The organism is Amycolatopsis sp. NPDC048633, from assembly GCF_040650695.1.
In the GTDB taxonomy this organism is placed as follows: Bacteria; Actinomycetota; Actinomycetes; order Mycobacteriales; family Pseudonocardiaceae; genus Amycolatopsis.
In genome coordinates, this window is record NZ_JBEZHS010000039.1 from 1 (window position 1) to 24,567 (window position 24,567).

21 protein-coding genes and 1 riboswitch are annotated in these 24,567 nt (G+C 71.4%); of the genes, 5 read left to right on the forward strand and 16 right to left on the reverse strand.

The annotated features are described in order from the left end of the window. Positions 1 to 172: 172 nt before the first annotated feature. On the forward strand, positions 173 to 1,966 hold the full coding sequence (locus AB0C38_RS41770) for a hypothetical protein (protein ID WP_360684325.1): 1,794 nt from the start codon (positions 173 to 175) through the stop codon (positions 1,964 to 1,966). Here AB0C38_RS41770 and AB0C38_RS41775 read toward each other — a convergent pair. Together AB0C38_RS41775 and AB0C38_RS41780 are read right to left on the reverse strand one after the other, a co-directional pair. Next, positions 1,963 to 3,087 carry an NAD(P)/FAD-dependent oxidoreductase gene (locus tag AB0C38_RS41775; RefSeq protein WP_360684328.1) on the reverse strand — a complete coding sequence of 375 codons (1,125 nt, stop codon included), beginning with the start codon at positions 3,085 to 3,087 and terminating at the stop codon, positions 1,963 to 1,965. The genes AB0C38_RS41770 and AB0C38_RS41775 overlap by 4 nt on opposite strands. Positions 3,088 to 3,182: 95 nt before the next feature. After that, positions 3,183 to 4,505 carry a PLP-dependent aminotransferase family protein gene (locus AB0C38_RS41780; RefSeq protein WP_360684331.1) on the reverse strand — a complete coding sequence of 441 codons (1,323 nt, stop codon included), beginning with the start codon at positions 4,503 to 4,505 and terminating at the stop codon, positions 3,183 to 3,185. 214 nt (positions 4,506 to 4,719) lie between these two features. On the opposite strand from AB0C38_RS41780, the gene AB0C38_RS41785 reads away from it, so the two are divergent. Next, positions 4,720 to 5,376, forward strand: coding sequence for an O-methyltransferase (locus AB0C38_RS41785; RefSeq protein WP_360684334.1), 657 nt, complete (start codon positions 4,720 to 4,722; stop codon positions 5,374 to 5,376). Between the two features lies 1 nt (position 5,377). Here the strand turns inward: AB0C38_RS41785 and AB0C38_RS41790 are convergent, their stop codons facing one another. Both AB0C38_RS41790 and AB0C38_RS41795 read right to left on the reverse strand, forming a co-directional pair. Continuing rightward, the gene (locus AB0C38_RS41790) at positions 5,378 to 7,285 is read right to left on the reverse strand and encodes a transglycosylase domain-containing protein (RefSeq protein WP_360684541.1); all 1,908 of its coding nucleotides are present in this window, start codon (positions 7,283 to 7,285) and stop codon (positions 5,378 to 5,380) included. Between the two features lie 82 nt (positions 7,286 to 7,367). Further along, positions 7,368 to 8,093 carry a GntR family transcriptional regulator gene (locus AB0C38_RS41795; protein ID WP_360684337.1) on the reverse strand — a complete coding sequence of 242 codons (726 nt, stop codon included), beginning with the start codon at positions 8,091 to 8,093 and terminating at the stop codon, positions 7,368 to 7,370. A gap of 138 nt (positions 8,094 to 8,231) precedes the next feature. Here AB0C38_RS41795 and AB0C38_RS41800 point away from each other — a divergent pair, with 138 nt between their 5' ends. Further along, entirely contained in the window at positions 8,232 to 8,459 is a 228-nt protein-coding gene (locus AB0C38_RS41800; protein ID WP_360684340.1) for a hypothetical protein, read from the forward strand. Between the two features lie 7 nt (positions 8,460 to 8,466). On the opposite strand, the gene AB0C38_RS41805 is transcribed toward AB0C38_RS41800, so the two are convergent. From AB0C38_RS41805 to AB0C38_RS41835, 7 genes are all read right to left on the reverse strand, one after another. Next, positions 8,467 to 9,834 (reverse strand): L-serine ammonia-lyase, encoded by a 1,368-nt coding sequence (locus tag AB0C38_RS41805; RefSeq protein WP_360684343.1) that lies wholly within the window; start codon positions 9,832 to 9,834, stop codon positions 8,467 to 8,469. Positions 9,835 to 9,848: 14 nt separating this feature from the next. Beyond that, positions 9,849 to 10,850 (reverse strand): lipoyl synthase, encoded by a 1,002-nt coding sequence (gene lipA, locus AB0C38_RS41810; RefSeq protein WP_360684346.1) that lies wholly within the window; start codon positions 10,848 to 10,850, stop codon positions 9,849 to 9,851. Then, complete coding sequence (glyA, locus tag AB0C38_RS41815) at positions 10,847 to 12,121, reverse strand: serine hydroxymethyltransferase (protein ID WP_360684349.1); 1,275 nt, start codon at positions 12,119 to 12,121, stop codon at positions 10,847 to 10,849. Before glyA ends, lipA begins: the two co-directional genes overlap by 4 nt. Continuing rightward, positions 12,121 to 12,498, reverse strand: a complete 378-nt coding sequence (gene gcvH / locus AB0C38_RS41820; RefSeq protein ID WP_360684352.1) for a glycine cleavage system protein GcvH — start codon at positions 12,496 to 12,498, stop codon at positions 12,121 to 12,123. Before gcvH ends, glyA begins: the two co-directional genes overlap by 1 nt. Positions 12,499 to 12,510: 12 nt before the next feature. Then, positions 12,511 to 13,602, reverse strand: a complete 1,092-nt coding sequence (gene gcvT, locus AB0C38_RS41825; protein WP_360684355.1) for a glycine cleavage system aminomethyltransferase GcvT — start codon at positions 13,600 to 13,602, stop codon at positions 12,511 to 12,513. Between the two features lie 6 nt (positions 13,603 to 13,608). Next, entirely contained in the window at positions 13,609 to 16,440 is a 2,832-nt protein-coding gene (gcvP, locus tag AB0C38_RS41830; protein ID WP_360684544.1) for an aminomethyl-transferring glycine dehydrogenase, read from the reverse strand. Positions 16,441 to 16,585: 145 nt separating this feature from the next. Then, a riboswitch (glycine riboswitch) is annotated at positions 16,586 to 16,679 on the reverse strand. 78 nt (positions 16,680 to 16,757) lie between these two features. After that, positions 16,758 to 18,068: a helix-turn-helix transcriptional regulator gene (locus tag AB0C38_RS41835; RefSeq protein WP_360684358.1), complete on the reverse strand. Its 1,311-nt coding sequence runs from the start codon at positions 18,066 to 18,068 to the stop codon at positions 16,758 to 16,760. A 72-nt stretch (positions 18,069 to 18,140) separates the two neighbouring features. Between AB0C38_RS41835 and AB0C38_RS41840 the strand changes: the two genes are divergently transcribed. After that, a complete protein-coding gene (locus AB0C38_RS41840; protein ID WP_360684360.1) occupies positions 18,141 to 18,350 on the forward strand; it encodes a hypothetical protein in 210 nt (69 codons plus the stop codon). Here AB0C38_RS41840 and AB0C38_RS41845 read toward each other — a convergent pair. Genes AB0C38_RS41845 through AB0C38_RS41860 form a run of 4 tightly spaced genes read right to left on the reverse strand, consistent with a single transcriptional unit; the run spans position 18,347 to position 22,521 of the window. Further along, positions 18,347 to 19,114: a 3-oxoacyl-ACP reductase gene (locus tag AB0C38_RS41845; RefSeq protein ID WP_360684363.1), complete on the reverse strand. Its 768-nt coding sequence runs from the start codon at positions 19,112 to 19,114 to the stop codon at positions 18,347 to 18,349. The two genes, AB0C38_RS41840 and AB0C38_RS41845, sit on opposite strands and share 4 nt — an antisense overlap. Next, positions 19,114 to 20,481, reverse strand: coding sequence for an aldehyde dehydrogenase family protein (locus AB0C38_RS41850; protein WP_360684366.1), 1,368 nt, complete (start codon positions 20,479 to 20,481; stop codon positions 19,114 to 19,116). Before AB0C38_RS41850 ends, AB0C38_RS41845 begins: the two co-directional genes overlap by 1 nt. After that, positions 20,478 to 21,194 (reverse strand): gamma-glutamyl-gamma-aminobutyrate hydrolase family protein, encoded by a 717-nt coding sequence (locus tag AB0C38_RS41855; protein ID WP_360684369.1) that lies wholly within the window; start codon positions 21,192 to 21,194, stop codon positions 20,478 to 20,480. Before AB0C38_RS41855 ends, AB0C38_RS41850 begins: the two co-directional genes overlap by 4 nt. Further along, complete coding sequence (locus AB0C38_RS41860) at positions 21,175 to 22,521, reverse strand: glutamine synthetase family protein (protein WP_360684547.1); 1,347 nt, start codon at positions 22,519 to 22,521, stop codon at positions 21,175 to 21,177. Before AB0C38_RS41860 ends, AB0C38_RS41855 begins: the two co-directional genes overlap by 20 nt. 228 nt (positions 22,522 to 22,749) lie before the next feature. Here AB0C38_RS41860 and AB0C38_RS41865 point away from each other — a divergent pair, with 228 nt between their 5' ends. Then, entirely contained in the window at positions 22,750 to 23,271 is a 522-nt protein-coding gene (locus AB0C38_RS41865) for a general stress protein (protein ID WP_360684372.1), read from the forward strand. A gap of 231 nt (positions 23,272 to 23,502) precedes the next feature. On the opposite strand, the gene AB0C38_RS41870 is transcribed toward AB0C38_RS41865, so the two are convergent. Continuing rightward, a complete protein-coding gene (locus AB0C38_RS41870) occupies positions 23,503 to 24,474 on the reverse strand; it encodes an alpha/beta fold hydrolase (RefSeq protein ID WP_360684374.1) in 972 nt (323 codons plus the stop codon). Between the last annotated feature and the right edge of the window lie 93 nt (positions 24,475 to 24,567).

Sequence of the window (24,567 nt, forward strand, 5' to 3'; positions counted from 1 at the left end):
GTAGAGCGCCGGGTGCGGGTCACGCGGGTCGCCGCCGGTCAAGGTCACCACGATCAACGGCATTCCGGCAGGTTCCGGACCGCGCGGGCCCGGTGGTGCTGTCCATGCCGGTGACCGCCCCGGCCGCTACCATCGCTTCCCGGGTGTGATCGGGAGCGGAAGGCGGGCAGGCGTGGACGTGGCGAGTCCGACGCGCGCCGCTGCCCCGGAACCCGCGCCCGCGAAACCCGCCCGGCCGCTGCTGCGCTGGGGCATCCACGCCGGCTGGGTGGTGCTGCTGGCGCTGGCCACCGAACTGCGCGTCGGCCGCTTCGGCTTCCACCCCTCCGACCAGGGCTTCATCCTCGCCCAGGCGTGGCGCGTGCTGCACGGCGAGGTCCCGCACGCCGACATCATCTCCGCCCGCCCGCTCGGGTCCGCGGTGCTGCACGTCGCCGACTACGCCCTGCCGATGCCGCTGTTCTTCGGGTCGAGCTTCCTCTCGATGATCGAGATCATCGTCGCCACCATCGCCTTCGCCACGCTCGTCACCCGCCGCCGGGTGCTCGAGTGGGGCCCGGGCATGACCGCGATGGTCGCGGCGGCGTCGCTGATCAACCTCAACGCCTTCCCGCTGATGGCCTGGCACACCGTCGACGGCATCGCGCTCACCGCGTGCGGCGCGTGGGCGCTCGACGCCGGCCTGAGCGGAGACCGCGCGTTCGCCCGGCGCGGCGGGCTGGTGCTGCTCGGCTGCGCGGTGTTCGTCAAGCAGAGCTTCGCGCTCGCCGCGGTGATCGGTGTCCTGTGGCTGCTGCTGCACCCGGCCACCCGCGCGGGTGCGCTGCGGACCGCGCGTTGGTGGCGGCGCCTCGTCCTCGACCTCCTCGCGCTCGGCGCGCCCGGGCTCGTGTACGTGGCGTGGGTGAGCCTCGGCGGCGGGTTCGCCGAAATGGTCGAGCAGCTGACCGGCGGTGTGCCCGCGTACGGCGAACGGCTGCTCGGGCTCTGGCTCGAAGACCCCGAAGTGCTGACGCAGGCACCGTTCCGGGAGCTGAGCTTCTTCGCCGCGATCGCCGTCGTGCTGCTGGCCGTCCGGCTGCCCGGCGACCGGCTCGGCGCGGCCGGGCGGGCCGCGTCCTGGGTGCTCGTGCTCGCCGGGGCCGCGGCGGTCGTCTGGACGGTCGTCGACGGCCGGTTCACCGGCTCCTCGCGCTGGGCCGACGTGCTGTGGTGGATCGTCGCGGTCAGCGTGCCGGTCAACGCGGCCGTGCGGCGGCGGGTGCCGTGGGCCGGGCTGCTCGTGCTCGCGACCGGGTTCATGACCAGCCTGTCGTGGGGCAACGACACGCCGACGCTGCTCACCGGCACCCTCGCGCTGACGGCGTTGCTGCTGCTGAGCCACGTCGTCCCGCCGCGGCCGCGGCTCGCGCGCCGCTGGGTGACCGCGACGGCGGGCCTCACCGCGGTGGCGGTGTGCGGCTGGGTCGTCGTCGCGCGCCACGACCAGGCGGCCTACCTCGACCTCGGGCACGACCGGCTGACCGCGGACCTCGGCGACGTCAGCCCGGCGATGTCCGGCATCCGCACCAACCCCTCGACCTTCACCTACGTCCGGCAGATCCGCGACTGCGTCGGCCGCTTCCCGGCCCCGCGGACGGCGGTCCTGCCGGACAACGCGTTCGCCTACCCCGCGTTCGGCCTGCGCAACCCGTTCCCGCTGGAGTGGCCGCTGCCGCTGGAGATCGTCGGCGACGCGCCCCAGCGGATGCTCGCGGAAGCCGACGAGCTGAACCGCGAAGGCGGCTACCTGGTGCTGTTCCAGACGGTGCCGACGCGGCTGCTGGCGACCGGCGGCCCGGTGCCGGCGGCGGTCCCGGCCGACACGCCGGTGTTCACCTACCTGGGCCTGGAGAAGGCGATCCAAGACCGGCTCACGGGCCGCGTGGTCACCTGCGGCAGCTTCGTCGGGAAGTACGCGCCCTAGTTCTGCTCGCCCCGAACCAGCTCGAGCAGGCTCTCCGGGACGTCGTCGCCGAACAGGCTTTCGAGCAGGACAGCGTCGTCCACGGGAGTCGCGCTGCGGACGAACATGGTCTCCTCGTAGGCGGCGATGCCGGCTTCGACGTCGCCGGGGTGCGCGGCGAGGGCCTGACCGAGCTCCGCGCCGTCGAGCATGGCCAGGTTCGCGCCCTCGCCGTTCGGAGCTGTGAGGTGCGCGGCGTCGCCGAGGAGGGTCACGCCCGGCACGCGGTCCCACCGGAGCCCGACCGGCAGCGTGTAGTGCGGACGCAGGACCGGGGCGGTGTCGCCTTCGGTGATCAACGCCGTGAGCTCCGGCGCCCAGCCGTCGAACTCTTCCACGATCCGCGCCGCGGCCGCCGCCGGGTCGGTGAAGTCGATGGCGGCGAACCAGTCCAGCGGCCGGGCGAGCGCCACGTAGGTGTGCACGGTGTCGCCGCTTTCCCGGTGGGCGTTGATCCCGTCGTCCGGCGAGCCGCCGTGCGCGACCATCGACCCGCCGCCGACCGCCTTCGCGGTCTCGGGGTGACGGGAGTCGGCGAGGAACAGGTACGTCTCGACGAACGCCGTACCTTCGTACTCCGGAGTGGCGTCGGTGAGCAGCGGCCGGACCTTCGACCAGGCGCCGTCCGCGCCGACGAGCAGATCCGTGACGACGCCGGCGCCGTCCGCGAAGGTCACTTCGTGGCGGCCGTCGCCGAGGGTGCGGACACCGCTGACCTTGTGCCCCCACCGGACCGTGCCCTCCGGGAGCGCGTCGAGCAGCATGCGGCGCAGCTCGCCGCGTTGCACTTCGGGACGGCCTCCCGTGCCGTCGTCGGTCTTCTCGTACAGCAGGTTCCCGTCCTGGTCGAGGATCCGCATCGCCTGGCGGCCTTCGAGGATGAGCTCGCGGAACTCGGCGGCCAGGCCGGTGGCCTCGACGGCGAGCTGCCCGTTGTAGTCGTGGATGTCGAGCATCCCGCCCTGCATGCGCGCCATCGGCGACGGCTCGGCCTCGTAGACCGTGGCGGCGATGCCGTGGACGTGCAGGACCCGGGCCAGGGTGAGGCCACCGAGGCCGGCGCCGATGATCGTGACGTTCATGGATGCTCCTTCGGTTCGTTTCGCGACCACCGAAGAGTGGCGCGGGCCCCTGGTGCGGGCCGCACACCGCGCTGGCACGCCCCTGGCACCCGCTGTCAGTCGGCCAGCAGGTCGTCCGGGCTGCCGTTCGCCAGCGCCGCCAGGACGTCCAGCGCCGCGGCCAGCGTCTCGACCGGCGGAGCCGACACCGCGATCCGCACGGCGTTGGGCGCGTGCCCGGGTAGCACCGCGAACGCCGCCGCCGGGGACAACGCGATGCCGCGCCGGGCCGCCGCCGCGACGAACGTCTCCGCCCGCCACTGCTCCGGCAGCTCGAACCAGCGGTGGTAGGACGCCGCGTCGCCCCGCAGTCCCGGCAGCTTCTCGGCGACCACCGCCGCCCGCACGGCGGCGTCCCGGCGTTTCGCGGCTTCGACGTCGGCGAGGGTGCCCGTGACGATCCACTGCGTCGCCGCTTCGACGGCGAAGCGCGACGCGGCCCAGGCGCCCGACCGCACCGACGACGCCAGCCGCGCGGTCCAGGACGGCGGCGCCACCAGGAATCCCGCCGTCAGGCCGGGCGCGACGCGCTTGGACAGGCTGTCGACGAAGACCGTCCGTTCCGGCGCGTACGCGGCGAACGGCCGGACGTCGTCGCGCAGGAACGTGTAGATGCCGTCTTCGATGACGGGCAGGTCCAGCCGGGCGACGACGCGGGCCAGCTCCTCCCGCCGCCGCGGGGGCATGGTCGTGCCGAGCGGGTTGTGCAGCGTCGGCTGGACGTAGAGGGCGCGCACCGGTCCGGCCGCGGCCAGGGCGTCCGGGTCCAGGCCGTGCTCGTCGGTCTCGACCGGGACCAGCTCCACGCCGAGCCGGGTGGAAAGGGCCTTCACGACCGGGTAGGTCAGGGACTCCACCGCGAGCCGCTCCCCCACCGGCACGAACGCGGCGATCGCGGCCGCGATGGCCTGCCTTCCGTTGCCGGTGAACAGGACGGTCGCCGGGTCCGGCCGCCAGTCGCCGCGGGTGAGCAGCGTGGCGGCGGCTTCCCGGGCGGCGGGGGTGCCCGCGGCGCCGATCGGGTGCAGGGCCGCGGTGAGGACGTCGTCGCGCAGCAGGGGTTCGAGCGCTTTGGCGAGCCGCGCGCTCTGGTCGGGCAGGACGGCGAAGTTGAGCTCGAGGTCGACGCGGGCGTCCCCGGGTTCGGCGAGCGCGGGCTCGGGCGGCGGCTTCGCGGCCCGTACGAACGTGCCGCGCCCGACCTCGCCGACGGCCAGCCCCCGCCGGACGAGCTCCCCGTAGACGCGGGCGGCGGTGGAGTTCGCGATCCCGTGCTGCCGCGCGAATCGACGCTGCGGCGGGAGCCGGTCGCCGGGCCGCAGCCGGCCGGCTTCGATGTCGGCGGCGAGGGCGTCCGCGACGACGCGGTAGTCGTCCATGTCCACCTTCCCGCCTTCGATCGCTCCTGAGCATGATCCCAGCCCGCCGGCTCTGCCTTCACCAGCGCCCCAATGTGGCCTTCGGTGCGTTCAACGCACCCAAGGCGGCCTTCGGTGCGTTCAACGCAACCAAGGCCACATTGGGGCGCTTGGGCCCGCGACGCCATCCCCTGTGCCTGGCGTGTCGGGCCGCTAGATTGGCCGTGGAGGTGCCATGACCGACAAGACCTGGGCCGAAGTCGACGACTACCTCAGCGGGGCGCTGCTCTCCCCCGATCCGGTGCTCGACGACGCGCTCGCCGACTCGGCCGCCGCCGGGCTGCCGCGCATCGCCGTCGCCCCCAACCAGGGCAAGCTGCTGCACCTGCTGGCCCGCCAGGCCGGGGCCCGCTCGATCCTGGAGATCGGCACGCTCGGCGGGTACAGCACGATCTGGCTGGCCCGCGCGCTCCCGGCCGGCGGCAAGCTCGTGACCTGCGAGTACGAGCCCAAGCACGCCGAGGTCGCCCGGGCCAACCTGGCCCGCGCGGGCTTCGGCGAGGACGTCGTCGAGATCAAGGTCGGCGCCGCGCTCGACACGCTGCCGGCGCTGACCGGGCCGTTCGACTTCGTCTTCGTCGACGCCGACAAGCGCAACCTCGCGAACTACGTGCGCGCGGCGCTGGAGCTGTCGCGGCCGGGCACGACGATCGTCGTCGACAACGTCGTCCGGCAGGGCCGGGTGACCGACGCGGCGAGCACCGACCCGGACGTCATCGGCGTGCGGGAGATGTTCGCCGTCCTCGCCGCCGAACCGCGGCTGGACGCGACCGCCGTCCAGACCGTGGGCGGCAAGGGGCACGACGGGTTCGTGCTGGGCCTCGTGCGCTGACTCACCGCGGCGGCCGCACCACCGGCGGCGGGCCCACGGCGATCTTCCGGGCCGGCCCGCCCTGGTGCGCCGCCGCCATGAACCCGCGCCAGATGTCGGCCGGGACGACGTCGCCGGTGAGCTTCGCGCCGGTCGCGTCCTTCAGCCGGCGGTCGTCGTCGGAGCCGATCCAGACCGCGGTCGCCAGCTGCGGGGTGTAGCCGACGGCCCAGGCGTCCTGGTTGTCCGGGCTGCTGCCGTGCTCGGCCTCGCCGGTGCGCAACGCGGCCCCGCTGCCGTCGGCCAGGGTGCCGGTGACGTCCTGGGCGATGCGGCGGCTCTCGTCGCCGTCTTCGTCGAACGCGGGGCGCGCGGTGTCGGTGTGCTCCCAGATGACCTTGCCGCTCTCGTCCCGCACCTTCGCCACCAGGTGCGGGGTGGTGCGGCTGCCGTCCGCGGCGAAGGTGGCGTAGGCGCCGGCCAGGTCGAGCGGCCGCAGCGGGTACCGGCCGATCGCGATGCCCGGCCCGATGAGGAAGCCGTCCTTCTCGCGCATCGTCGGCGTGCCGTCGACGGTCTCGGGGACGCCCGCCTGCCGCGCGGTCTCGCTCAGCACGTCCGGGCCGAGTTTCTTCGCCAGGGCGACGAACGGGCCGTCGGCGTGCGCCTGCATCGCCGTGCGCGGCGTGCACTTGGGGCCGCAGACGTCCGGGTACTTGAACTTTTCGCCGAGGAACTCCTGTTCTTCGGGCGCCGGGACCGGCACGTCCGGGCCGTAGCCGCGGCGCAGGGCGGCGGCGAGGGTGAACGGGTAGAACGCCGAGCCCGCCGCGTGCGGGGTGCTCGCGTAGTCGCGGACGCCCTGGTCGCCACCCTGGTAGACGCGGACGGCGCCGGTCTTCGGGTCGACGGCGACCACCGCGCCCCGGAACTCCTTCGGCTCGCCCTTCAGCCTGTCCTGCAACGTCTTCTTCGCGGCGTCCTGCATGCCGTGGTCCAGCGTGGTCTCGACCGTCATGTTCCCCTGCTGGAGCCGGCCGAGCGGGAAGCCGTCCTGTTCGAGCTCGGCCAGGACCTGCTGCTTGACGTGGAACTCGTCGTAGGTGACCTTGCCGGCCCGGGTCTCCGACGGCGGCTGGACCTCGGCGCCGGGGTAGGCCATCGGTTCGTCGTTCTGCACGTATCCGCGGCCCTTGAGCTTGTCGCGCACGTACTCCCAGCGCCGGGCGGCGTGGGCGTCGCCGGAGGCGGCCGGGTCGTGCACCGACGGCGACTGGATCATCCCGGCGAGGAAGGCGGCTTCGCTCCAGGTGATCGAGTCGTCGAGCTTCTTGCCGAAGTAGGCGTTCATCGCCGCGGCCGGCCCGAACGTGCCGCGGCCGAAGGAGATGATGTTGACGTAGCTCTCGAAGATCTGTTCCTTGCTCTGCTCCTGGGTGATCTTCGTGGACAGGACGAGCTCGGCGAACTTGCGGCCGAGCGTCGCGTCGTCGTCACCGGTGGACTTCTTGATGTACTGCTGGGTGATCCCGGACCCGCCGCCGACGCCGGTGAGGAACGCGCGGCCTATGCCGGTCGGGTCGAAGCCCTGGTTGTCCCAGAAGGTCGGGTCCTCGGTGGCGATGATCGCGTCGCGCAGCTTCGCGGGCACCTGCGGGTAGGGCACGAAAGTCCGGTCGCCGTCGGCCGGGATGACCTTGAGCAGCGTCGACCCGTCCGAGTAGTTCAGGACGACGGTCTTGTCGAGCCCGTCGAGGACCTCTTGCGGGCTGCGGACGTCGAGCACGAGGTAGGCGACCCAGAAGGCGATCAGCGGGACGCCGACCAGCAGCCCGAAGCTCCAGTAGCCGATCCGCCGGATCCGCCGCCACCGCCGTCGGCGCGGGGTGTCCGGCTTCGGGTCTTCTTCCGCTATTTCCTCGGTCGGCAAGGTCACGAATGGATGACGGCCGAACGGGTGAGAAGGTTCTGTGGAGAACTAACGAGGTTGTTCGAATCCTGTCAAGACGGGTTCAAGCCAGGAACGCGCGCAGGAGCGACGCCGTGCCTTCGATGTGCTCCGCCATGGCCTGGCGGGCCGCGGGGGCGTCGCCGGCCAGGATCGCGTCGACGATCGCCTCGTGCTGGGCGTTCGAGTGCTCGAGGTTGGGCGGGAGCAGCGGGATCCGGTCGAGCAGCTGGTTGACGCGGGTGCGGGCATCGGCCATCGCCGTGGTCAGCGAGCCGGACGCCGTCACCTCCGCGATCGCGAGGTGCAGGCGGGAGTCCTTGCGGCGGTAGTCGTCGAGCTCCGCGCCGGCGGCTTCGGCGAGCGTGCCGGTGAGGTGCCGGCGGTCGGCCGGGCTCAGCGAGCGGGCGGCGGCCATCTCCGCGGCGCCCGTCTCGAGGACGTAGCGGAGGCTCAGCGCGTCCTCCAGCGCGACGGGTTCGACCTTGCCTCCAGGTGACCGATCCGGCGGTCCGGGCAGCGTGTCGTTCACGAACGTGCCGCCGTAGCGCCCTCGCCGTGACTCGACGTAACCGGCGTCGGAGAGGGCGCGGATGGCTTCGCGGAGCGTGACGCGGCTGACCCCGAGACGCTCGGCGAGCTCGCGTTCCGACGGCAGCCGCTCCCCCGCGCCGACCACGCCGAGGCGGATGGCCTGGAGCAGCCGCTCGACGGTCTCCTCGAAGGCGTTGCCCGCGCGGACCGGCCGGAACAGCGCTTCACCGGCATTCACCACCGAGGTCGGTTCCATCCCGCGAGTTTAGGCCGCCGCGCGGGGTCCACCCCCGGCGCGGCGCACCTTCGGAGTGGCCACGGACGGTCGCTGTCGGTGACAATGGTGTTCGCGGGCGGAAAAACCGGTGGAACCGGACGGCCACGGTCGGCGACGATGGAGCCACTGACACCGAACGACGCAGGGGGCGATCCGGTGCACTTCTTGATGGCCGAGGATCTGGTTCACGAGCGAGAGAACGAGCTGCGCCACGGCGTGCGCAACCGCCCGCCGGGCAGAGCGACGCCGAGCCGCAGCCCGGGATCGAGAAAGCAGCAGCTGGGCTGGCGCCTGGTCGAGGTGGGGTTGAAGCTGGCGGTGGAGGACGAGGACCGGCGGAACTGACCCGTCGTCAGCACTCGATGACGTTCACCGCCAGGCCGCCCCGAGCCGTCTCCTTGTACTTCACGCTCATGTCCGCGCCCGTCTCGCGCATCGTCTTGATCGCCTTGTCCAGCGTCACCACGTGACTGCCGTCGCCGCGCATGGCCATGCGGGCCGCGTGGATCGCCTTCGACGCCCCCACCGCGTTGCGCTCGATGCACGGGATCTGCACCAGCCCGCCCACCGGGTCGCACGTCAGGCCGAGGTGGTGCTCCACCCCGATCTCCGCCGCGTTCTCCACCTGGGCCGGTGAGCCGCCGAGGACTTCGGTCAGCCCCGCCGCCGCCATCGCGGACGCCGAGCCGACCTCGCCCTGGCAGCCGACCTCGGCGCCGGAGATCGAGCCCGTCTGCTTGAGGATCGAGCCGATCGCGGCCGCCGTCAGCATGAACGTCACGATGCCGTCGTCCGACGAGTGCCGGATGAACCGCTGGTAGTAGTGCAGGACCGCCGGGATGATCCCCGCGGCGCCGTTGGTCGGCGCGGTGACCACTCGGCCGCCCGCGGCGTTCTCTTCGTTGACGGCGAGGGCGTAGAGGCTGACCCAGTCCATCGCGTACAGCGGATCGCCGACGCCGTCCTCGGCGAGCAGCTTCTCGTGCAGCGAACGCGCCCGCCGCGGCACCTTCAGGCCGCCCGGCAGGACGCCTTCGTGCGTGCAGCCGTTGCGGACGCACTCCGCCATGACCGCCCAGATCGCCAGGAGCCCGTCCCGGACCTCCGCACGAGTGCGCCACGACAGCTCGTTGGCCATCATGATCTCGCTGATCGGCAACCCCGTCGCGGCGCAGTGCCCGAGCAGGTCCGCGCCCGTGCGGAACGGGTACGGCACCGGCGTCGAATCCTCGACGAACACCGCGTCCGTCTCGTACGACTCGTCGCGGACGAAGCCGCCGCCGACCGAGTAGTACGTGCGCTCGATCAGCAGCGAGCCCGCCGCGTCGAACGCGCGGAAGACCATGCCGTTCGGGTGCGCCGGCAGGGACTTGCGCCGGTGCATCGTGAGGTCGTTGTCCTCGTCGAACGCGATCTCGTGCGTCCCGGCCAGCCGCAGCCGGCCGGACTCGCGGATTTCCGCGACGCGAACCGGCACGGTGTCGGTGTCGATCTCTTCGGGACGCTCACCCGAAAGCCCGAGCAAGACGGCTTTGTCGCTGCCGTGGCCGAACCCGGTCGCGCCGAGCGAACCGAACAGCTCGGCCTGCACCCGCGCGGTCTTCCCGAGATCGTCGCCGAGTCCGTCCGCAAAGGTCCGTGCGGCCCGCATCGGCCCGACGGTGTGGGAGCTCGACGGGCCGATGCCGATGGAAAACAGGTCGAAGACGCTGATCGCCATTGATCTGCCCCTTCCTATCGCGCCAGCAGGGAGCTGGCTTCTTGCGCGGCCGGGCCCTGGTCGGCGAGGTGCCGCAGGTTCTCCGGCAGCTCCTCCCCACGGTAGCCCTTGGTCTGCGCGTACAGCCGTCCCGCGCGGTACGAGGAACGCACGAGCGGTCCCGCCATGACACCGGCGAAGCCCATCGCCTCGGCGGCCTTGGAATGCTCGACGAACTCCTCCGGCTTCACCCACCGATCCACCGGATGATGCCGCGGCGAGGGACGCAGGTACTGCGTGATCGTCAAGATCTCGCAACCCGCGTCGACCAGATCCTGCATCGCCGGAGCGACCTCGTCCGGGGTCTCACCCATACCCAGGATCAGATTGGACTTCGTCACCAGCCCGAACTCACGGGCCTTGGTGATGACCTCGAGCGAACGCGCGTACCGGAACCCGGGACGGATCCGCTTGAAGATCCGCGGCACCGTTTCGACGTTGTGGGCAAGGACTTCCGGCCGCGACCCGAAGACCTCGGCCAGCTGAGCGGGGTCGGCGTTGAAGTCCGGAATCAGCAACTCGACACCAGTGCCCGGGTTCAAGTCGTGGATCTGACGCACGGTCTCGGCGTAGAGCCACGCACCGCCGTCGTCCAGATCATCGCGAGCGACACCGGTCACCGTGGAGTACCGCAAGCCCATGGCCTGCACGGACTCCGCGACCTTCCGCGGCTCGGTCCGGTCCAGCTCAGCCGGCTTACCCGTGTCGATCTGACAGAAATCACACCGACGCGTGCACTGATCACCACCGATGAGGAACGTCGCCTCACGGTCTTCCCAGCACTCATAGATGTTGGGACAACCGGCCTCTTCACACACCGTGTGCAGACCCTCACGACGCACGAGACCCTTGAGTTCGGTGAACTCCGGCCCCATCCGCACCCGCGTCTTGATCCACGGCGGCTTCTTCTCGATCGGCGTCTCACTGTTGCGGACTTCCAGACGCAGCAGCTTCCGGCCTTCGGGCAGCGCGCTCACCGGGACAGGTCCGCGTACAGCGGGTGCTTCTTGGCCAGCGTCTCGACGCGGTCGCGCAGCTTCGAACGCAGGGCGTCGTCGAAGTCCGGTTTGAGGGCCTCGGCGATGACGTCGGCGACCTCGGTGAAGTCCCCGGCCTGGAAGCCGCGGGTGGCCAGCGCCGGGGTGCCGATCCGCAGGCCGGAGGTGATCATCGGCGGGCGCGGGTCGAACGGCACGGCGTTGCGGTTGACCGTGATGCCGACCTCGTGGAGCCGGTCCTCGGCCTGCTGACCGTCCAGAGTGGACTGGACGAGGTCGACCAGGACCAGGTGGACGTCGGTGCCACCGGTCAGCACGCGCACACCGGCGTCGGCACAATCCGACTGGGACAAGCGCGAAGCCAGGATCCGGGAGCCCTCCAAGGTGCGCTGCTGGCGCTCCTTGAACTCCTCGCTCGCGGCGATCTTCAGCGCGACGGCCTTGGCCGCGATGACGTGTTCGAGCGGCCCGCCCTGCTGTCCCGGGAACACCGCCGAGTTGATCTTCTTCGCCAGCTCCTGGCGGCAGAGGATGAGGCCGCCGCGCGGGCCGCCGAGGGTCTTGTGCGTGGTCGTGGTGACGATGTCGGCGTGCGGCACCGGCGACGGGTGCAGCCCGGTCGCGACCAGCCCGGCGAAGTGCGCCATGTCGACCATCAGGCGAGCGTCGACCAGGTCGGCGATGCGGCGGAACTCGGCGAAGTCGAGCTGACGCGGGTACGCCGACCAGCCGGCGATGATCAGCTTCGGCTTGTGCTCGACGGCGAGGCGCTCGATCTCGGCCAGGTCGACGATGCCGGTCTCTTTGTCGACGTGGTAGGCGACGACGTTGTAGAGCTTGCCCGAGAAATTGATCTTCATCCCGTGCGTCAGGTGGCCGCCGTGCGCCAGGTCGAGGCCGAGGATGGTGTCGCCGGGCTTGAGCACGGCGAACATCGCGGCGGCGTTGGCCTGGGCGCCCGAGTGCGGCTGCACGTTGGCGTGCTCGGCGCCGAACAGGGCCTTCGCGCGGTCGATCGCGAGCTGCTCGACGACGTCGACGTGCTCACAACCGCCGTAATAGCGGCGGCCCGGGTAACCCTCGGCGTACTTGTTGGTCAGCACCGAACCCTGCGCCTCGAGCACGCCCACCGGGGCGAAGTTCTCGGAGGCGATCATCTCCAGGGTGGACTGCTGGCGGTTCAGTTCGTCGGCGACGGCCGCAGCGACCTCGGGGTCGACTTCGGACAGGTGCTGGTCGAACGTCGTCATCAGTTCTCCTGGGTGAGCGCGGCGTACGCGGCGGCGTCGAGCAGTTCGGGCACGTCCCCGGTCAGACGCACCTTCAGCAGCCAGCCTTCCGTGTACGGGTCGGAGTTGATGACCTCGGGGGTGTCCGCTGTGGTGCCGTTCACCTCGACGACCTCGCCGGAGACCGGCGCGTACAGCTCGCTGACCGACTTGGTCGACTCGACCTCGCCGAACACCTCGCCCGCGGTGATCGCCGAGCCGGCCTCGGGCAGCTGGACGAACACGATGTCACCGAGCGACTCGGCGGCGAAGGCGGTGATGCCGACGGTGGCGACGCCGTCGGCGACGCTCAGCCACTCGTGTTCCTTGGTGTACTTCAGGTTCTCGGGGATGCTCATGGTGAAAGTCCTTTACGCGCGGGAGTAGAAGGGCAGGGCGACGACCTCGACGGGCTCGATCCTGCCCCGGATGTCGACGGAAAGTTCGGTGCCGGGCTCGGCGTACGCCCGATCGACGTACGCCATGGCGATCGGGTAACCCAGCGTGGGCGACAGCGCCCCACTGGTGACCTCGCCGATCTCGGTTCCCTCGGCCAGCAGCTTGTAACCGTGACGCGGAGCGCGACGGCCAGCTCCGCGAAGGCCCACCCGCACTCGCGGAACGTCAGCTTTGGACCGTTCCTCCAGCGCCGCGCGGCCGACGAAGTCGCCCGGCTTCTCGAACTTCACGACACGCCCGAGCCCGGCTTCGAACGGGCTCTGGTCGAGCGTGAGTTCGTTGCCGTACAACGGCATTCCGGCTTCGAGACGCAGCGTGTCGCGGCAGGCGAGTCCGGCCGGGACGAGGCCGTGTGACTCGCCCGCTTCCATGAGCAGCCGCCAGACCGCCGGGGCCTCGTCGGCCGGGACGAACAGCTCGAAGCCGTCCTCGCCGGTGTAGCCGGTGCGGGCGAGGAGGATCTCGTGGCCCTTCACGACCGCCGGGACGCTGGCGTAGTACTTCAGCGCGCCCAGGTCGGCGTCGGTGACGGCGCCGAGGATTTCCACGGCCTTCGGGCCCTGGACGGCGATCAGCGCGGTCGTCTCGGACCGGTCGTCGACCACCGCGTCGAAGCCCGCGACCCGCTCGGCCAGCGCGTCGGCGACGACCTTCGCGTTGCCCGCGTTCGCGACGACCAGGTAGTGCTCGTCGGCGAGCCGGTAGACGACCAGGTCGTCGAGCACGCCGCCGTCGGCGTCGCAGATCATCGTGTAGCGCGCCCGGCCCGGCTTGACCCCGGTGAGGTTGCCGACCAGCGCGAAGTCCAGGACGTCGGCGGCTTGCTTGCCGGTGACGTGGATTTCGGCCATGTGCGAGAGGTCGAACAGCCCGGCCGCCTCGCGGACGGCCTTGTGCTCGGCCAGCTCGCTGGCGTAGCGGACCGGCATGGACCAGCCGGCGAAGTCGGTGAACAGCGCACCGAGTCCCTTGTGGACGCCGTGCAGCGAGGTTTCCTTCGACACTGGGTTTCAGCCTTCGTAAGCGTTGAGGGGCGGGCAGGAGCACACGAGGTTACGGTCACCGCGGGCGCCGTCGATCCGCCGCACCGGCGGCCAGTACTTGTTCTTGCGCGACACCCCGGCCGGGTACACCGCCAGCTCGCGGTCGTAGGGCTTGTCCCACTCGCCGACCAGCGTCTCGGCGGTGTGCGGCGCCCCGCGCAGCGGTGACTCGTCGGCACTCCACTTACCGGAAGCGACCTCGTCGATCTCGGCGCGGATGGCGATCATCGCGGCGACGAACCGGTCGATCTCGCCCAGGTCCTCGGACTCGGTCGGCTCGACCATCAGCGTGCCCGCGACCGGGAACGACATGGTCGGCGCGTGGAAGCCGTAGTCGATGAGCCGCTTCGCGACGTCGTCGACCGTCACGCCGGTCTCCTTGGTGATCTGCCGCAGGTCGAGGATGCACTCGTGCGCGACCAGGCCGTCCTGGCCCGTGTAGAGCACCGGGTAGTGCGGCGCGAGCCGCGAGGCGACGTAGTTCGCGGCCAGCACGGCGACCTTGGTGGCCGCGGTCAGGCCGGGCGCGCCCATCATCCGGACGTAGGCCCACGAGATCGGCAGGATCGACGCCGAGCCGTACGGCGCGCCGCTGATCGGGCCGACACCGGTCGCCGGGCCGGCCTGGTCCAGCAGCGGGTGGTTCGGCAGGTACGGCGCCAGGTGCGCGCGCACCGCGACCGGGCCGACGCCGGGGCCGCCACCGCCGTGCGGGATGCAGAAGGTCTTGTGCAGGTTCAGGTGCGAGACGTCGCCGCCGAACTCGCCCGGCTTGGCCAGGCCCAGCAGGGCGTTGAGGTTCGCGCCGTCGACGTACACCTGGCCGCCGCCGTCGTGGACGATCTTCGCCAGCTCGTCGATCGAGTGCTCGTAGACGCCGTGCGTGGACGGGTAGGTGACCATGATCGCGGCGAGCGTGTCCTGGTGGGCGTCCACCTTGGACCGCAGGTCGGCCAGGTCGACGTTGCCCTCGTCGGTGCACTTCACGACGACCACGCGCATCCCGGCGAGCACCGCCGAAGCGGCGTTGGTGCCGTGCGCCGACGACGGGATCAGGCAGACGTCGCGGGCCTCGTCGCCGTTCGCGCGGTGGTACGCGCGGATGGCCAGCAGCCCGGCCAGCTCGCCCTGGCTGCCCGCGTTCGGCTGCAGCGACACCTGGTCGTAGCCGGTGACCTCGGCCAGCCAGTCCGCGAGCTGCCCCACGAGCGTGTGGTAGCCCTCGGCGTCTTCCGCCGGGGCGAACGGGTGGATGCCGGCGAACTCGCGCCAGCTGATCGGCTCCATCTCGGTGGTGGCGTTGAGCTTCATCGTGCAGGAGCCGAGCGGGATCATGCCGCGGTCGAGCGCGTAGTCCTGGTCGGACAAGCGGCGCAGGTAGCGCAGCATCGCCGTCTCGGAGCGGTGGGTGCCGAAGACCTCGTGGCCCATGAAGCCGCTCTCGCGGGCCAGGCCGTTCGGCAGCGCGACGCCGTCTTGGACGTCGGCCTCGACTCCGAAGGCCTTCAGAACCTTCGCGGTGATAGCGGGCGTGCTGATCTCGTCGAAGGCGACACGCACGTGGTCGGCGTCGACGTGACCGAGGTTGATGCCGGCCTCGCGGGCAGCCGCGTGGACCTCGGCGGCCTGACCCGGGACGCGCGCGACGACGGTGTCGAAGAAGGACTCGTGCACGACCTCGACGCCGGTCTTCCGGAGAGCGTCCGCGAAGCCCGCGGCCAGGCCGTGGACACGCTGGGCGATCCGCTTGAGGCCGTCCGGACCGTGGTAGACCGCGTACATCGCGGCCAGCACGGCGGGCAGGACCTGCGCGGTGCAGATGTTGGACGTCGCCTTCTCGCGGCGGATGTGCTGCTCACGCGTCTGCAGCGCCAGCCGATAGGCGGAGTTGCCGTCGGCGTCGACCGAGACACCGACCAGGCGCCCCGGCAGCGAGCGCTCGAGTCCGGCGCGGACCGACATGAACCCGGCGTGCGGGCCGCCGTAACCGAGCGGGACGCCGAAGCGCTGCGTCGACCCGGCGGCGACGTCGGCGCCGAACTCGCCCGGCGCGGTGATCAGGGTGAGGGCGAGCAGGTCGGCGGCGACGGTGAACAGCGCGCCCGCGGCCTTCGCCGACTCGGAAATCGCGTGGTAGAAGCCGCGGCCGCGCAGCACGCCGGACGCGCCGGGGTACTGGACGACCACGCCGAAGAAGTCGTCCGGCAGGCCGGTGAGCAGGTCGCGGACCTCGACCTCGATGCCCAGCGCCTCGACGCGGGTCCGCACGACGGCGATGGTCTGCGGCAGGCACTCGGCGTCGAGCACGACCTTGTTCGACTTGGACTTGGACGCGCGGCGCATCAGCGTGACGGCTTCGGCGACGGCGGTCGACTCGTCCAGCAGGGACGCGTTCGCGGTGGCCAGGCCGGTGAGATCGGAAACCATGGTCTGGAAGTTGAGCAGCGCTTCGAGCCGGCCCTGGGAGATCTCCGGCTGGTAGGGCGTGTACGCGGTGTACCAAGCCGGGTTCTCGAGGACGTTGCGGCGGATCACGCCGGGGGTGACGGTGTCGGAGTAGCCGAGGCCGATCATCTGCGTCATCGGGCGGTTGTGCGCGGCGAGGGCGCGCAGCTCCGCGGTGGCGTCCTCTTCGGACGCGGCGGGCGGGAGCCGCAGGTCACGGGTGGCGCGGATGGCGGTCGGCACGGCCGCGCCGACGAGGGCGTCCAGGCTTCCGTAGCCGCACTCGGCCAGCATCTTCGCGCGTTCGGCCTCGGACGGGCCGATGTGGCGGGCGTCGAACTGCGTAGAAGTGATGGGAGCTCCTCGGGCCGGGCACACGGGTGCGCTGGGAACTCCCCCTCTGTCATGGCACCTGAGAGTTTCACCGTGCTGCTCGAGTAGACACAGCACGGCTTTCACCTTGGGTGAGGCGCGGGTGCGCCTGCTTTCCAGAGTGGCCTCGCGCGAAGCGGTAGCAGGTACCTGAGAGATTCCGGGGAGTTTGCTCCTTCGGTGCCCCACCGACTTCGTGAGGGCTCTCCCGCCTCGGCTCAACGGCCCGATCTGCAGTTGTGGCGGCTACGGTACCTGCCGCCTCCGAGGTCCGTCTACTTCACCGGGCCAACGCCACATCACTCTTCGAGTCCGCCTCGATCGGCGACCCGCCGCACGACCCGGCCGGCCAGTGCCGGCGGCCGCCGGACCCGGCCCGAGGGCAGGACCAGGCGTTTCAGCGGCCCGCCCAGGGGCACCGGCGGGTGGCCGGCCCCCAGCAGCACCTGCTCGACGATCTGCTCGGCGAGCCACGCCACCGAGTCGTTGAGCCGGTCCAGCGACGGATCGTCGCCGTCGAAGACGTCCTCGTCGTCGAGCGTGACCTCGAAGTACGCGCAGCCCGGTGGTACCCCGGACGACACCGCCTGCTCGATCGCGCGTGCCCCGGCCAAGGGGTCCGCGAACCCGGCTTCGAGCAGCGGCTCGCGGTAAATACGCGCTGCCCGCTCGCGCATGCGGGGGCCGTAGCGGACGACGACCGGGAGCCGTCCGGTCAGGTCGGGCACGGCCAGGCCGTGCAGCAGCATGATCGGCGGCACCGTGTGCACCAGCCGCGGCGCGGGCTCGGCCAGCTCGCGGGCGGTGATCCGGACGCGGTCGGCCATCGCGTCCGGGAGGCCGAAGTAGCGGAAGTCGACGTTGCCGAACCCGAGGCCGTCGGCGACCAGCGACGCCAGCAGCTCGCCGTACCCCCAGATCGGCGACAGCACCACGACCGGCGGCGCGGCGACGACCGGCGACGGCACGGGCGGGCGCGTCGCCTCCTGCTCGGGCACCTGGATCACCAGCCGCGGCGGCTCGTGCCAGTCGTGCACCTCGGCGACCCGCCAGTAGAGCCCGAGCGGCCGCCACAGCTCGCCGAGGACGTCGTGCTCGAGGATCCGGCGCACCTCGGCGTCGTCGTGGGGGAAGTCCCGGGGCGCCACGACGCCGACGTAGTGGTGGTAGGTCACGCGGACCTCGTCACCGCGGGTCGCGGAGCGGATCCGCATCTCCCAGTCGGTCGGCGACGCGGCGATGAGGTTGGCCACCTGCGTGCCGGGCGAGGAGTAGACGAGCGCCGTGGCCTGCCGGAGGAACTGCCCGGCCTGGTCGATGCCCTCGCGCAGCGCCTTCGCGGCCTGCGCGACGTGCACCGGGCTCGCGAGGCTTTCGGGCAGCACGCCGGCGACGCGCAGCAGCTCGGCCTCGCCGAGCCCGGTGACCTCGGCGAGCTCGGCCCAGTGGTCGAAGACGGTCACCTTCGGCGCGTGCCGGTGCTCGATCCAGCTGCGCAGCGTCGACGTCGGGACCCCGATGCGGCGCGCGGCCTCGTCCAGGGAAAGCCCCCGCGCCCGGATGCCGGTCCGGACCGCTTCCGCCCACTCGTCGGCGCGCCAGTGCGTCACCTCACAAAGCTAACGAAACCCGCTAGCTTTGCGCAGGGACAAATCGCCCAGGCCGGCCCGACGCTGGTGACCATGACCACCACCGTGATCGCCCTCATCCTGATCGTCGGCACGCTGACCTTCGCCGCCGGCGCCTTCCTCGCCGCCGAGGTGGCCACCCGCATCCTGCGGCGGCGCGAACGTCAGCTCTCCGAAGAGCGCAAGACCCTCAACGCGGCCTGGAAGTACCTGCGGGAGGTGTACGGCGTGCGGAAACCCGGGGAGAAGAAGACGCGCCGTTAGAGCGGGGTGACGTACGCGCCGGAGATGCCGCCGTCGACCAGGAACTGCGAGGCCGTGATGAAGCTGGCGTCGTCGCTGGCCAGGAAGGCCACCGCCGCCGCGATCTCCTCGGGCTCGGCGAACCGGCCGACCGGTACGTGCACCAGCCGCCGCGCCGCGCGTTCCGGGTCCTTCGCGAACAGCTCCTTGAGCAGCGGCGTGTTCACCGGCCCCGGGCACAGCGCGTTGACCCGGATGTTCTCCCGCGCGAACTGGATGCCCAGCTCGCGGCTCATCGCGAGCACACCGCCCTTGGACGCGGTGTAGGAGATCTGCGACGTCGCCGCGCCCATCACCGCGACGAACGACGCCGTGTTGATGATCGAGCCCTTGCCCTGGCGCTGCATGTGCGGCAGGACGGCCTTGCAGCAGTGGAACACCGACGTCAGGTTGACGCGCTGCACGCGGTCCCATGCTTCGATGCCGGTGGTGAGGATGGAGTCGTCCTCCGGCGGCGAGATGCCGGCGTTGTTGAACGCGACGTCGACCGAGCCGAACTGCTCGACCGTGCTGTGGAACAGGTTCTCGACCTGCTCGGCGTCGGTGACGTCGGTCTGGATGAACGCGCCGCCGACCTCGTCCGCGGCCGCCTTGCCGACGGCCGGCGTCAGGTCCGCGATGACGACCTTCGCGCCTTCGCTCGCCAGCCGGCGGGCCGAGGCGAGCCCGATGCCGCTCGCGCCGCCGGTGATCACCGCGACGCGGCCTTCGAAACGCTGGACCATTACTCCTCCGTGCTGAGAAAGACGTTCTTGGTTTCGGTGAACGCCGCCGCGGCGTCGGGGCCCAGCTCGCGGCCGAGGCCGGACTGCTTGAAGCCGCCGAACGGCGTCCAGTAGCGCACCGAAGAGTGCGAGTTCACCGACAGGTTGCCGGCTTCGACACCACGCGCCACCCGCCACGCGCGGCCGGCGTCGCGGGTCCAGATCGACCCGGACAGGCCGTACTCGGTGGCATTCGCCATCCGGACCGCGTCGGCCTCTTCGGCGAACGGCACGACGGCGACGACCGGGCCGAAGACCTCGTCCGCCGCGGCCGGGTGCCGCAGGTCGGGCGGGGTGAGGACGGTCGGCGGGAACCAGAAGCCGTCGCCTTCCGGCGCGGTGCCGCGGAAGGCGACCGGCGCGTCGTCCGGTACGTAGGAGGCGACCTTCTCGCGGTGCGCGGCGGAGATCAGCGGGCCCATCTCGGTCTTCTCGTCGCCGGGGTCGCCGACGACGACGCCGTGCACCGCGGGTTCGAGCAGCTCCATGAAGCGGTCGTACGCGCTCGCCTGCACCAGGATCAGGGAACGCGCGCAGCAGTCCTGGCCCGCGTTGTCGAAGACGCCGTAGGGCGCGGTCGCCGCGGCCTTTTCCAGGTCGGAGTCGGCGAAGACGATGTTTGCGTTCTTGCCGCCCAGCTCGAGCGTCACGCGCTTCACCTGGGCCGCGCAGCCGGCCATGATCTGCTTGCCGACCTCGGTGGAACCGGTGAAGACGACCTTGCGCACGCCCGGGTGGTCCACGAACCGTTGTCCCACCACGGATCCCTTGCCGGGCAGCACCTGGAAGACGTCCTCGGGGATGCCTGCCTCGCGGGCCAGCTCGCCGAGCCGGATCGCGGTCAACGGCGTCAGCTCGGCGGGCTTGAGGACGACGGTGTTGCCGGCGGCGAGCGCGGGTGCGAAGCCCCAGCCGGCGATCGGCATCGGGAAGTTCCACGGCACGATCACGCCGACCACGCCCAGGGGCTCCTGGAAGGTGACGTTGACGCCGCCGGGCACCGGGATCTGCTTGCCGACCAGGCGTTCCGGCGCGGCGGAGTAGTAATTGAGGACGTCGCGGACGTTGCCCGCTTCCCAGCGGGCGTTGCCGATCGTGTGCCCGGAGTTGGCGACCTCCAGCCGCGCGAGGTTTTCGATGTCGGCCTCGACGGCGTCGGCGAAGCGGCGCAGCAGGCGCGCGCGGTCGCCGGGGGTGACGTCGCGCCACGCCGGGAACGCCGCCCGGGCGCGGGCGATCGCCGCGTCCGTCTCCTCGGCGCTGGTCAGCGGGACCCTCCGCACCACCTCCTCGGTGGCGGGGTTCAGGACGTCGAAGCTGCTGGTCATGCCCTCTCCTTGCTCGCGTCGACGAGGGCCGCGAAGAGCCGTACGTCGTCGCTGTCCTGCTCGGGGTGCCACTGCACGCCCAGGGTGAACTCGCCGGGTACTTCCGCGGCTTCGATGGTGCCGTCGGCGGCCCAGCCGACCGGTTCCAGGCCGTCGCCGAGCCGGTCGATCGCCTGGTGGTGGTAGCAAAGTGTCTTGGTTTCCGAGCCGAGGATCGCCGCCGCCCGGCTGCCGTCGGCGAGCGTGACGGTGCCCCGGCCGAACGTCGCGAGCGCGGGCTGGTGCTCGGTGGTGCCCGCGCTTTCGGGCAGGTGCTGGGCGAGCGTGCCGCCGAGGGCGACGCTCATCACCTGCAGGCCGCGGCACACGCCGAGGACCGGCTTCCCCTGCCGCCGCGCGGCGGCGAACAGGCCGAACTCGAACGCGTCGCGGTTCGGGCGGGTGTAGGTCGCGGGGTGCTGCTCCTGGCCGTAGCGCTGCGGCTCGACGTCGGCGCCGCCGGTGAGCACCAGTCCGTCCACTGTGGACACGAGCCGGTCGTACGCGTCGCTGACCGGTGGCAGCAGCACCGGGATGCCGCCCGCGGCGACGACGCAGTCGACGTACACGCGGTGCAACAGCGCGACTTCCGTCTCCCAGACGAGGAACTTGGCGGGCTCGAGGTAGGTGGTGAGTCCGATAACCGGCCGGCCGTTAGAGGCGCTCGAAGCCACGAACCCGCTCCCAGTCGGTGACGGCGGCGTTGTAGGCGTCCACCTCGATCTTCGCCGCGTTCAGGTAGTGCTCGACGACGTCCTCGCCGAACGCTCCGCGCGCCAGCTCGCTGCCGGCGAGCGCCGCGGCGGCTTCGGGCAGCGTGGTCGGCACCGTGTCCCGGCCGGAGTGGTAGGCGTTGCCGGTGAAGGGTTCTTCCAGCTCCAGCTCGTTCTCGATGCCGTGCAGGCCGGCGGCGATCAGCGCGGCGACGGCGAGGTACGGGTTGACGTCCCCGCCCGGCACGCGGTTCTCGACGCGCAGCGACTCGCCGTGGCCGACGACGCGCAGCGCGCAGGTGCGGTTGTCGGTGCCCCACGCGATCGCGGTCGGCGCGAAGCTGCCGGGCACGAACCGCTTGTAGGAGTTGATGTTCGGGGCGAGGAAGTACGTCAGCTCGTGCAGCCCGGCGAGCTGGCCGGCGAGGAACTGCTCCATGAGCGTCGAGAAGCCGTGGTCGTGCTCGCCCGCCAGGACGGCGCGGCCCTCGGTGGAGCGCAGGCTGATGTGGATGTGGCAGGAGTTGCCCTCGCGCTCGTTGTACTTCGCCATGAACGTGAGGCTCTTGCCCTCCTGCGCCGCGATCTCCTTGGCGCCGTTCTTGTAGACGCTGTGGTTGTCGCAGGTGCTCAGGGCATCGGTGAAGCGGAAGGCGATCTCCTGCTGGCCGGGGTTGCACTCGCCCTTGGCGGACTCCGGGTAGAGCCCGGCGCCGGCCATGTCGTTGCGGATGCGGCGCAGCAGCGGCTCCAGCCGCGCGGTGCCGAGCATGGAGTAGTCGACGTTGTACTGGTTGGCGGGCTTGAGGCCGTGGTAGCGCTTGTCCCAGGCGGCTTCGTAGGTGTCGTCGAAGACGATGAACTCGAGCTCGGTCCCGACGTAGGCGGCGAGCCCGCGCTCGGCGAGGCGCTCGAGCTGGCGGCGCAAGATCTGGCGCGGCGACACCGACACCGGCCCGCCCTGCACGCGCTCGACGTCGGCCAGCACCAGCGCGGTGCCCTCCTGCCACGGGACCTCGCGCAGGGTTTCGAGGTCGGGGCGCAGCACGAAGTCGCCGTAGCCGCTGTCCCAGGAGGAGAGCGCGTAGCCGTCGACGGTGTTCATGTCGACGTCCACGGCCAGGAGGTAGTTGCAGGCCTCGGTGGCGTGCCCGACGACCTCGTCCAGGAAGTACTCGGCCGAGCAGCGCTTGCCCTGGAGCCTGCCCTGCATGTCCGTGATCGCGACGAGCACGGTGTCGATCGTGCCCGCGTCCACGCGCGCCCGGAGCTCGTCGAGCGTGAGCATGCCTCGTCTGCGTGCCATCAGCCGCCCCAAAGGTTTGATGCGAATCCTTTGCGGCTTCTTCCTACCCGGTGACGCCGGACGGGTCAACCGGAACAAAGGTATTTTCTTGAGCCATTGGATCGACCGCCGGTATGCGCCGTTTGCCCGGCTGAGAAGTCCCTGTGAATTCCGCGCGAAGGGAGGAATCCGGGGTACTCCTTCGTTGTACGGGCAGGAGAGGTGAGATCGATGACCACATTCACGCAGCAGAGCACGATCGGACGGCAGCAGGCGCGACCCCAGCTGCCCACCCTGCCCACCGGCTGGCCGATCGGTTCCTACGAGTCCTACGAGCAGGCGCAGCGCGCGGTCGACCACCTCGCGGGCGCGGAGTTCCCGGTCACCGACGTCACGATCGTGGGCGTCGAGCCCATGCTCGTCGAGCGCATCGCGGGCAAGATGTCCTGGGGCAAGGTGCTGGGCAGCGCGGCGACGTCCGGCGCGATGTTCGGTCTGTTCCTCGGGTTGGTGCTCAGCCTGCTGAACCCGGGCGCAGGGATGATCCCGATCGTGATCGGCCTCGTCGCCGGTCTGGGGTTCAACCTGCTGTTCGGCGCACTCGGCTACGCGGCCAACCGCAACAAGCGCGGCTTCATCTCCCAGAGCCAGCTGGTGGCTCGGCGGTATGACGTCCTGTCCCAGCCCCGCAACGCCGAGAAGGGCCGCGCGTTGCTGGCGGACCTCGCGGCCCGGAGCGCGTTCGGCCACTGACGCGCGGAAACCTCGAAGGCCATCTCCCCTGGGAGGTGGCCTTCGCCGCGTCCAGGGTCCGGCGCCAAGCGCCCCAATGTGGCCTTGGTTGCATCAGACGCACCGAAGGGCCCCTTGGGTGCGTTCAACGCACCGAAGGCCACATTGGGGCGCTTGCCCGGCTGTGGACAACTCGCGCGGGAGGCGCCGGAACTGTCGGTGTCCGCCGGTAGCGTGGAAAACGGGGGCTGCTCAGGTGCCCGAGGAGACCGTCGGTGCGTCGGGGATCTCCGCCGGGTCCGGTGACCCCGCCCGCCGGCCCGCGCGCAGCAGGTCGCCCCAGCCGCCCCGGTCGTACCGCGCCGGCGGTGTCTGCGCCAGGAACTCCCGCAGGATCTCCAGGAACCGGCGAGGGTCGGACCGGTGCGGGAAGTGGCCCGCGCCCTCGAACAGCACCAGCCTGCTGCCCGGCATCGCCTGGTGCGCGCGCCGCGCGTGGCCGCTCGGCACGACCCGGTCGTCCGTCCCCCACACCAGCAGCGTCGGGATCCCCTCGGTCAGGTAGCAGCGGTCCAGCATGTTGACCACCTGGCCGCGCCAGTCGACGACCGAACGCAGGGTGCGCAGGAACGCCGAACGCGTGCTCGGCTCGAGCAGCCGGACGTAACGGGTCACCACGTAGTCGAGGTCCGGGCCCAGCCCCAGCCCTTCGGACACCCGCAGCAGCCCGGCGAGCCCGCGCAGCGCCGTCAACGCCGGCCGCGTGCCCAGCAGCGGAAGCACCAGCCCCGCGCCCGGCGCGGCGGCCAGCCGCAGCAGCGGGTGCACGCTCGCCCCGACGCCGCCCGAGCCGACCAGGACGAGCCGTTCGCAGCGTTCCGGGAACTGGTAGGCGAACTGCATCGCGACACCGCCGCCGAGCGAGTGCCCGACCACGGTGACCCGGTCGACGTCGAGAGTGGTCAGCAGGTCGCGCATGCCGCACGCGTAGGCCGCGACGGAGTAGTCCGCGCGTGGCTTGGCCGAGGCACCGTGGCCGAGCAGGTCGGGCGCGATCACCGTGTGGTCGGCCGAGAGCGAGGCCAGCAGCTCCAGCCACGTCGCCGAGTCGTCGCCGATGCCGTGCAGGAACAGCAGGGCCGGCCCGCGCCCGGCCATCCGGTAGGCGCGTTCGTACCCGTGGACGACCCGGGTGCGCGGGGCGAAAGGGTCCGTGAGTGGCACATGTCCAGCTCAGCACGCCCGCGTTTCGCGCACGTTGGGACCGGGTGAACACCGCGAGCGGCGAAAGATCGAAGACCGCCCCCGGATCGAGTC

Bases quoted from the DNA above. Each gene is read 5' to 3' on its own strand.
- AB0C38_RS41805 (WP_360684343.1), bottom strand. From the start codon at position 9,834: ATGGCGATCAGCGTCTTCGACCTGTTTTCCATCGGCATCGGCCCGTCG.
- AB0C38_RS41795 (WP_360684337.1), bottom strand. From the start codon at position 8,093: ATGGAACCGACCTCGGTGGTGAATGCCGGTGAAGCGCTGTTCCGGCCG.
- AB0C38_RS41865 (WP_360684372.1), top strand. From the start codon at position 22,750: ATGACCACATTCACGCAGCAGAGCACGATCGGACGGCAGCAGGCGCGA.
- AB0C38_RS41840 (WP_360684360.1), top strand. From the start codon at position 18,141: ATGACCACCACCGTGATCGCCCTCATCCTGATCGTCGGCACGCTGACC.
- AB0C38_RS41780 (WP_360684331.1), bottom strand. From the start codon at position 4,505: ATGGACGACTACCGCGTCGTCGCGGACGCCCTCGCCGCCGACATCGAA.
- gcvH (WP_360684352.1), bottom strand. From the start codon at position 12,498: ATGAGCATCCCCGAGAACCTGAAGTACACCAAGGAACACGAGTGGCTG.
- AB0C38_RS41775 (WP_360684328.1), bottom strand. From the start codon at position 3,087: ATGAACGTCACGATCATCGGCGCCGGCCTCGGTGGCCTCACCCTGGCC.
- AB0C38_RS41850 (WP_360684366.1), bottom strand. From the start codon at position 20,481: ATGACCAGCAGCTTCGACGTCCTGAACCCCGCCACCGAGGAGGTGGTG.
- AB0C38_RS41845 (WP_360684363.1), bottom strand. From the start codon at position 19,114: ATGGTCCAGCGTTTCGAAGGCCGCGTCGCGGTGATCACCGGCGGCGCG.
- AB0C38_RS41860 (WP_360684547.1), bottom strand. From the start codon at position 22,521: ATGCTCACGCTCGACGAGCTCCGGGCGCGCGTGGACGCGGGCACGATC.
- glyA (WP_360684349.1), bottom strand. From the start codon at position 12,121: ATGACGACGTTCGACCAGCACCTGTCCGAAGTCGACCCCGAGGTCGCT.
- AB0C38_RS41800 (WP_360684340.1), top strand. From the start codon at position 8,232: ATGGAGCCACTGACACCGAACGACGCAGGGGGCGATCCGGTGCACTTC.
- AB0C38_RS41785 (WP_360684334.1), top strand. From the start codon at position 4,720: ATGACCGACAAGACCTGGGCCGAAGTCGACGACTACCTCAGCGGGGCG.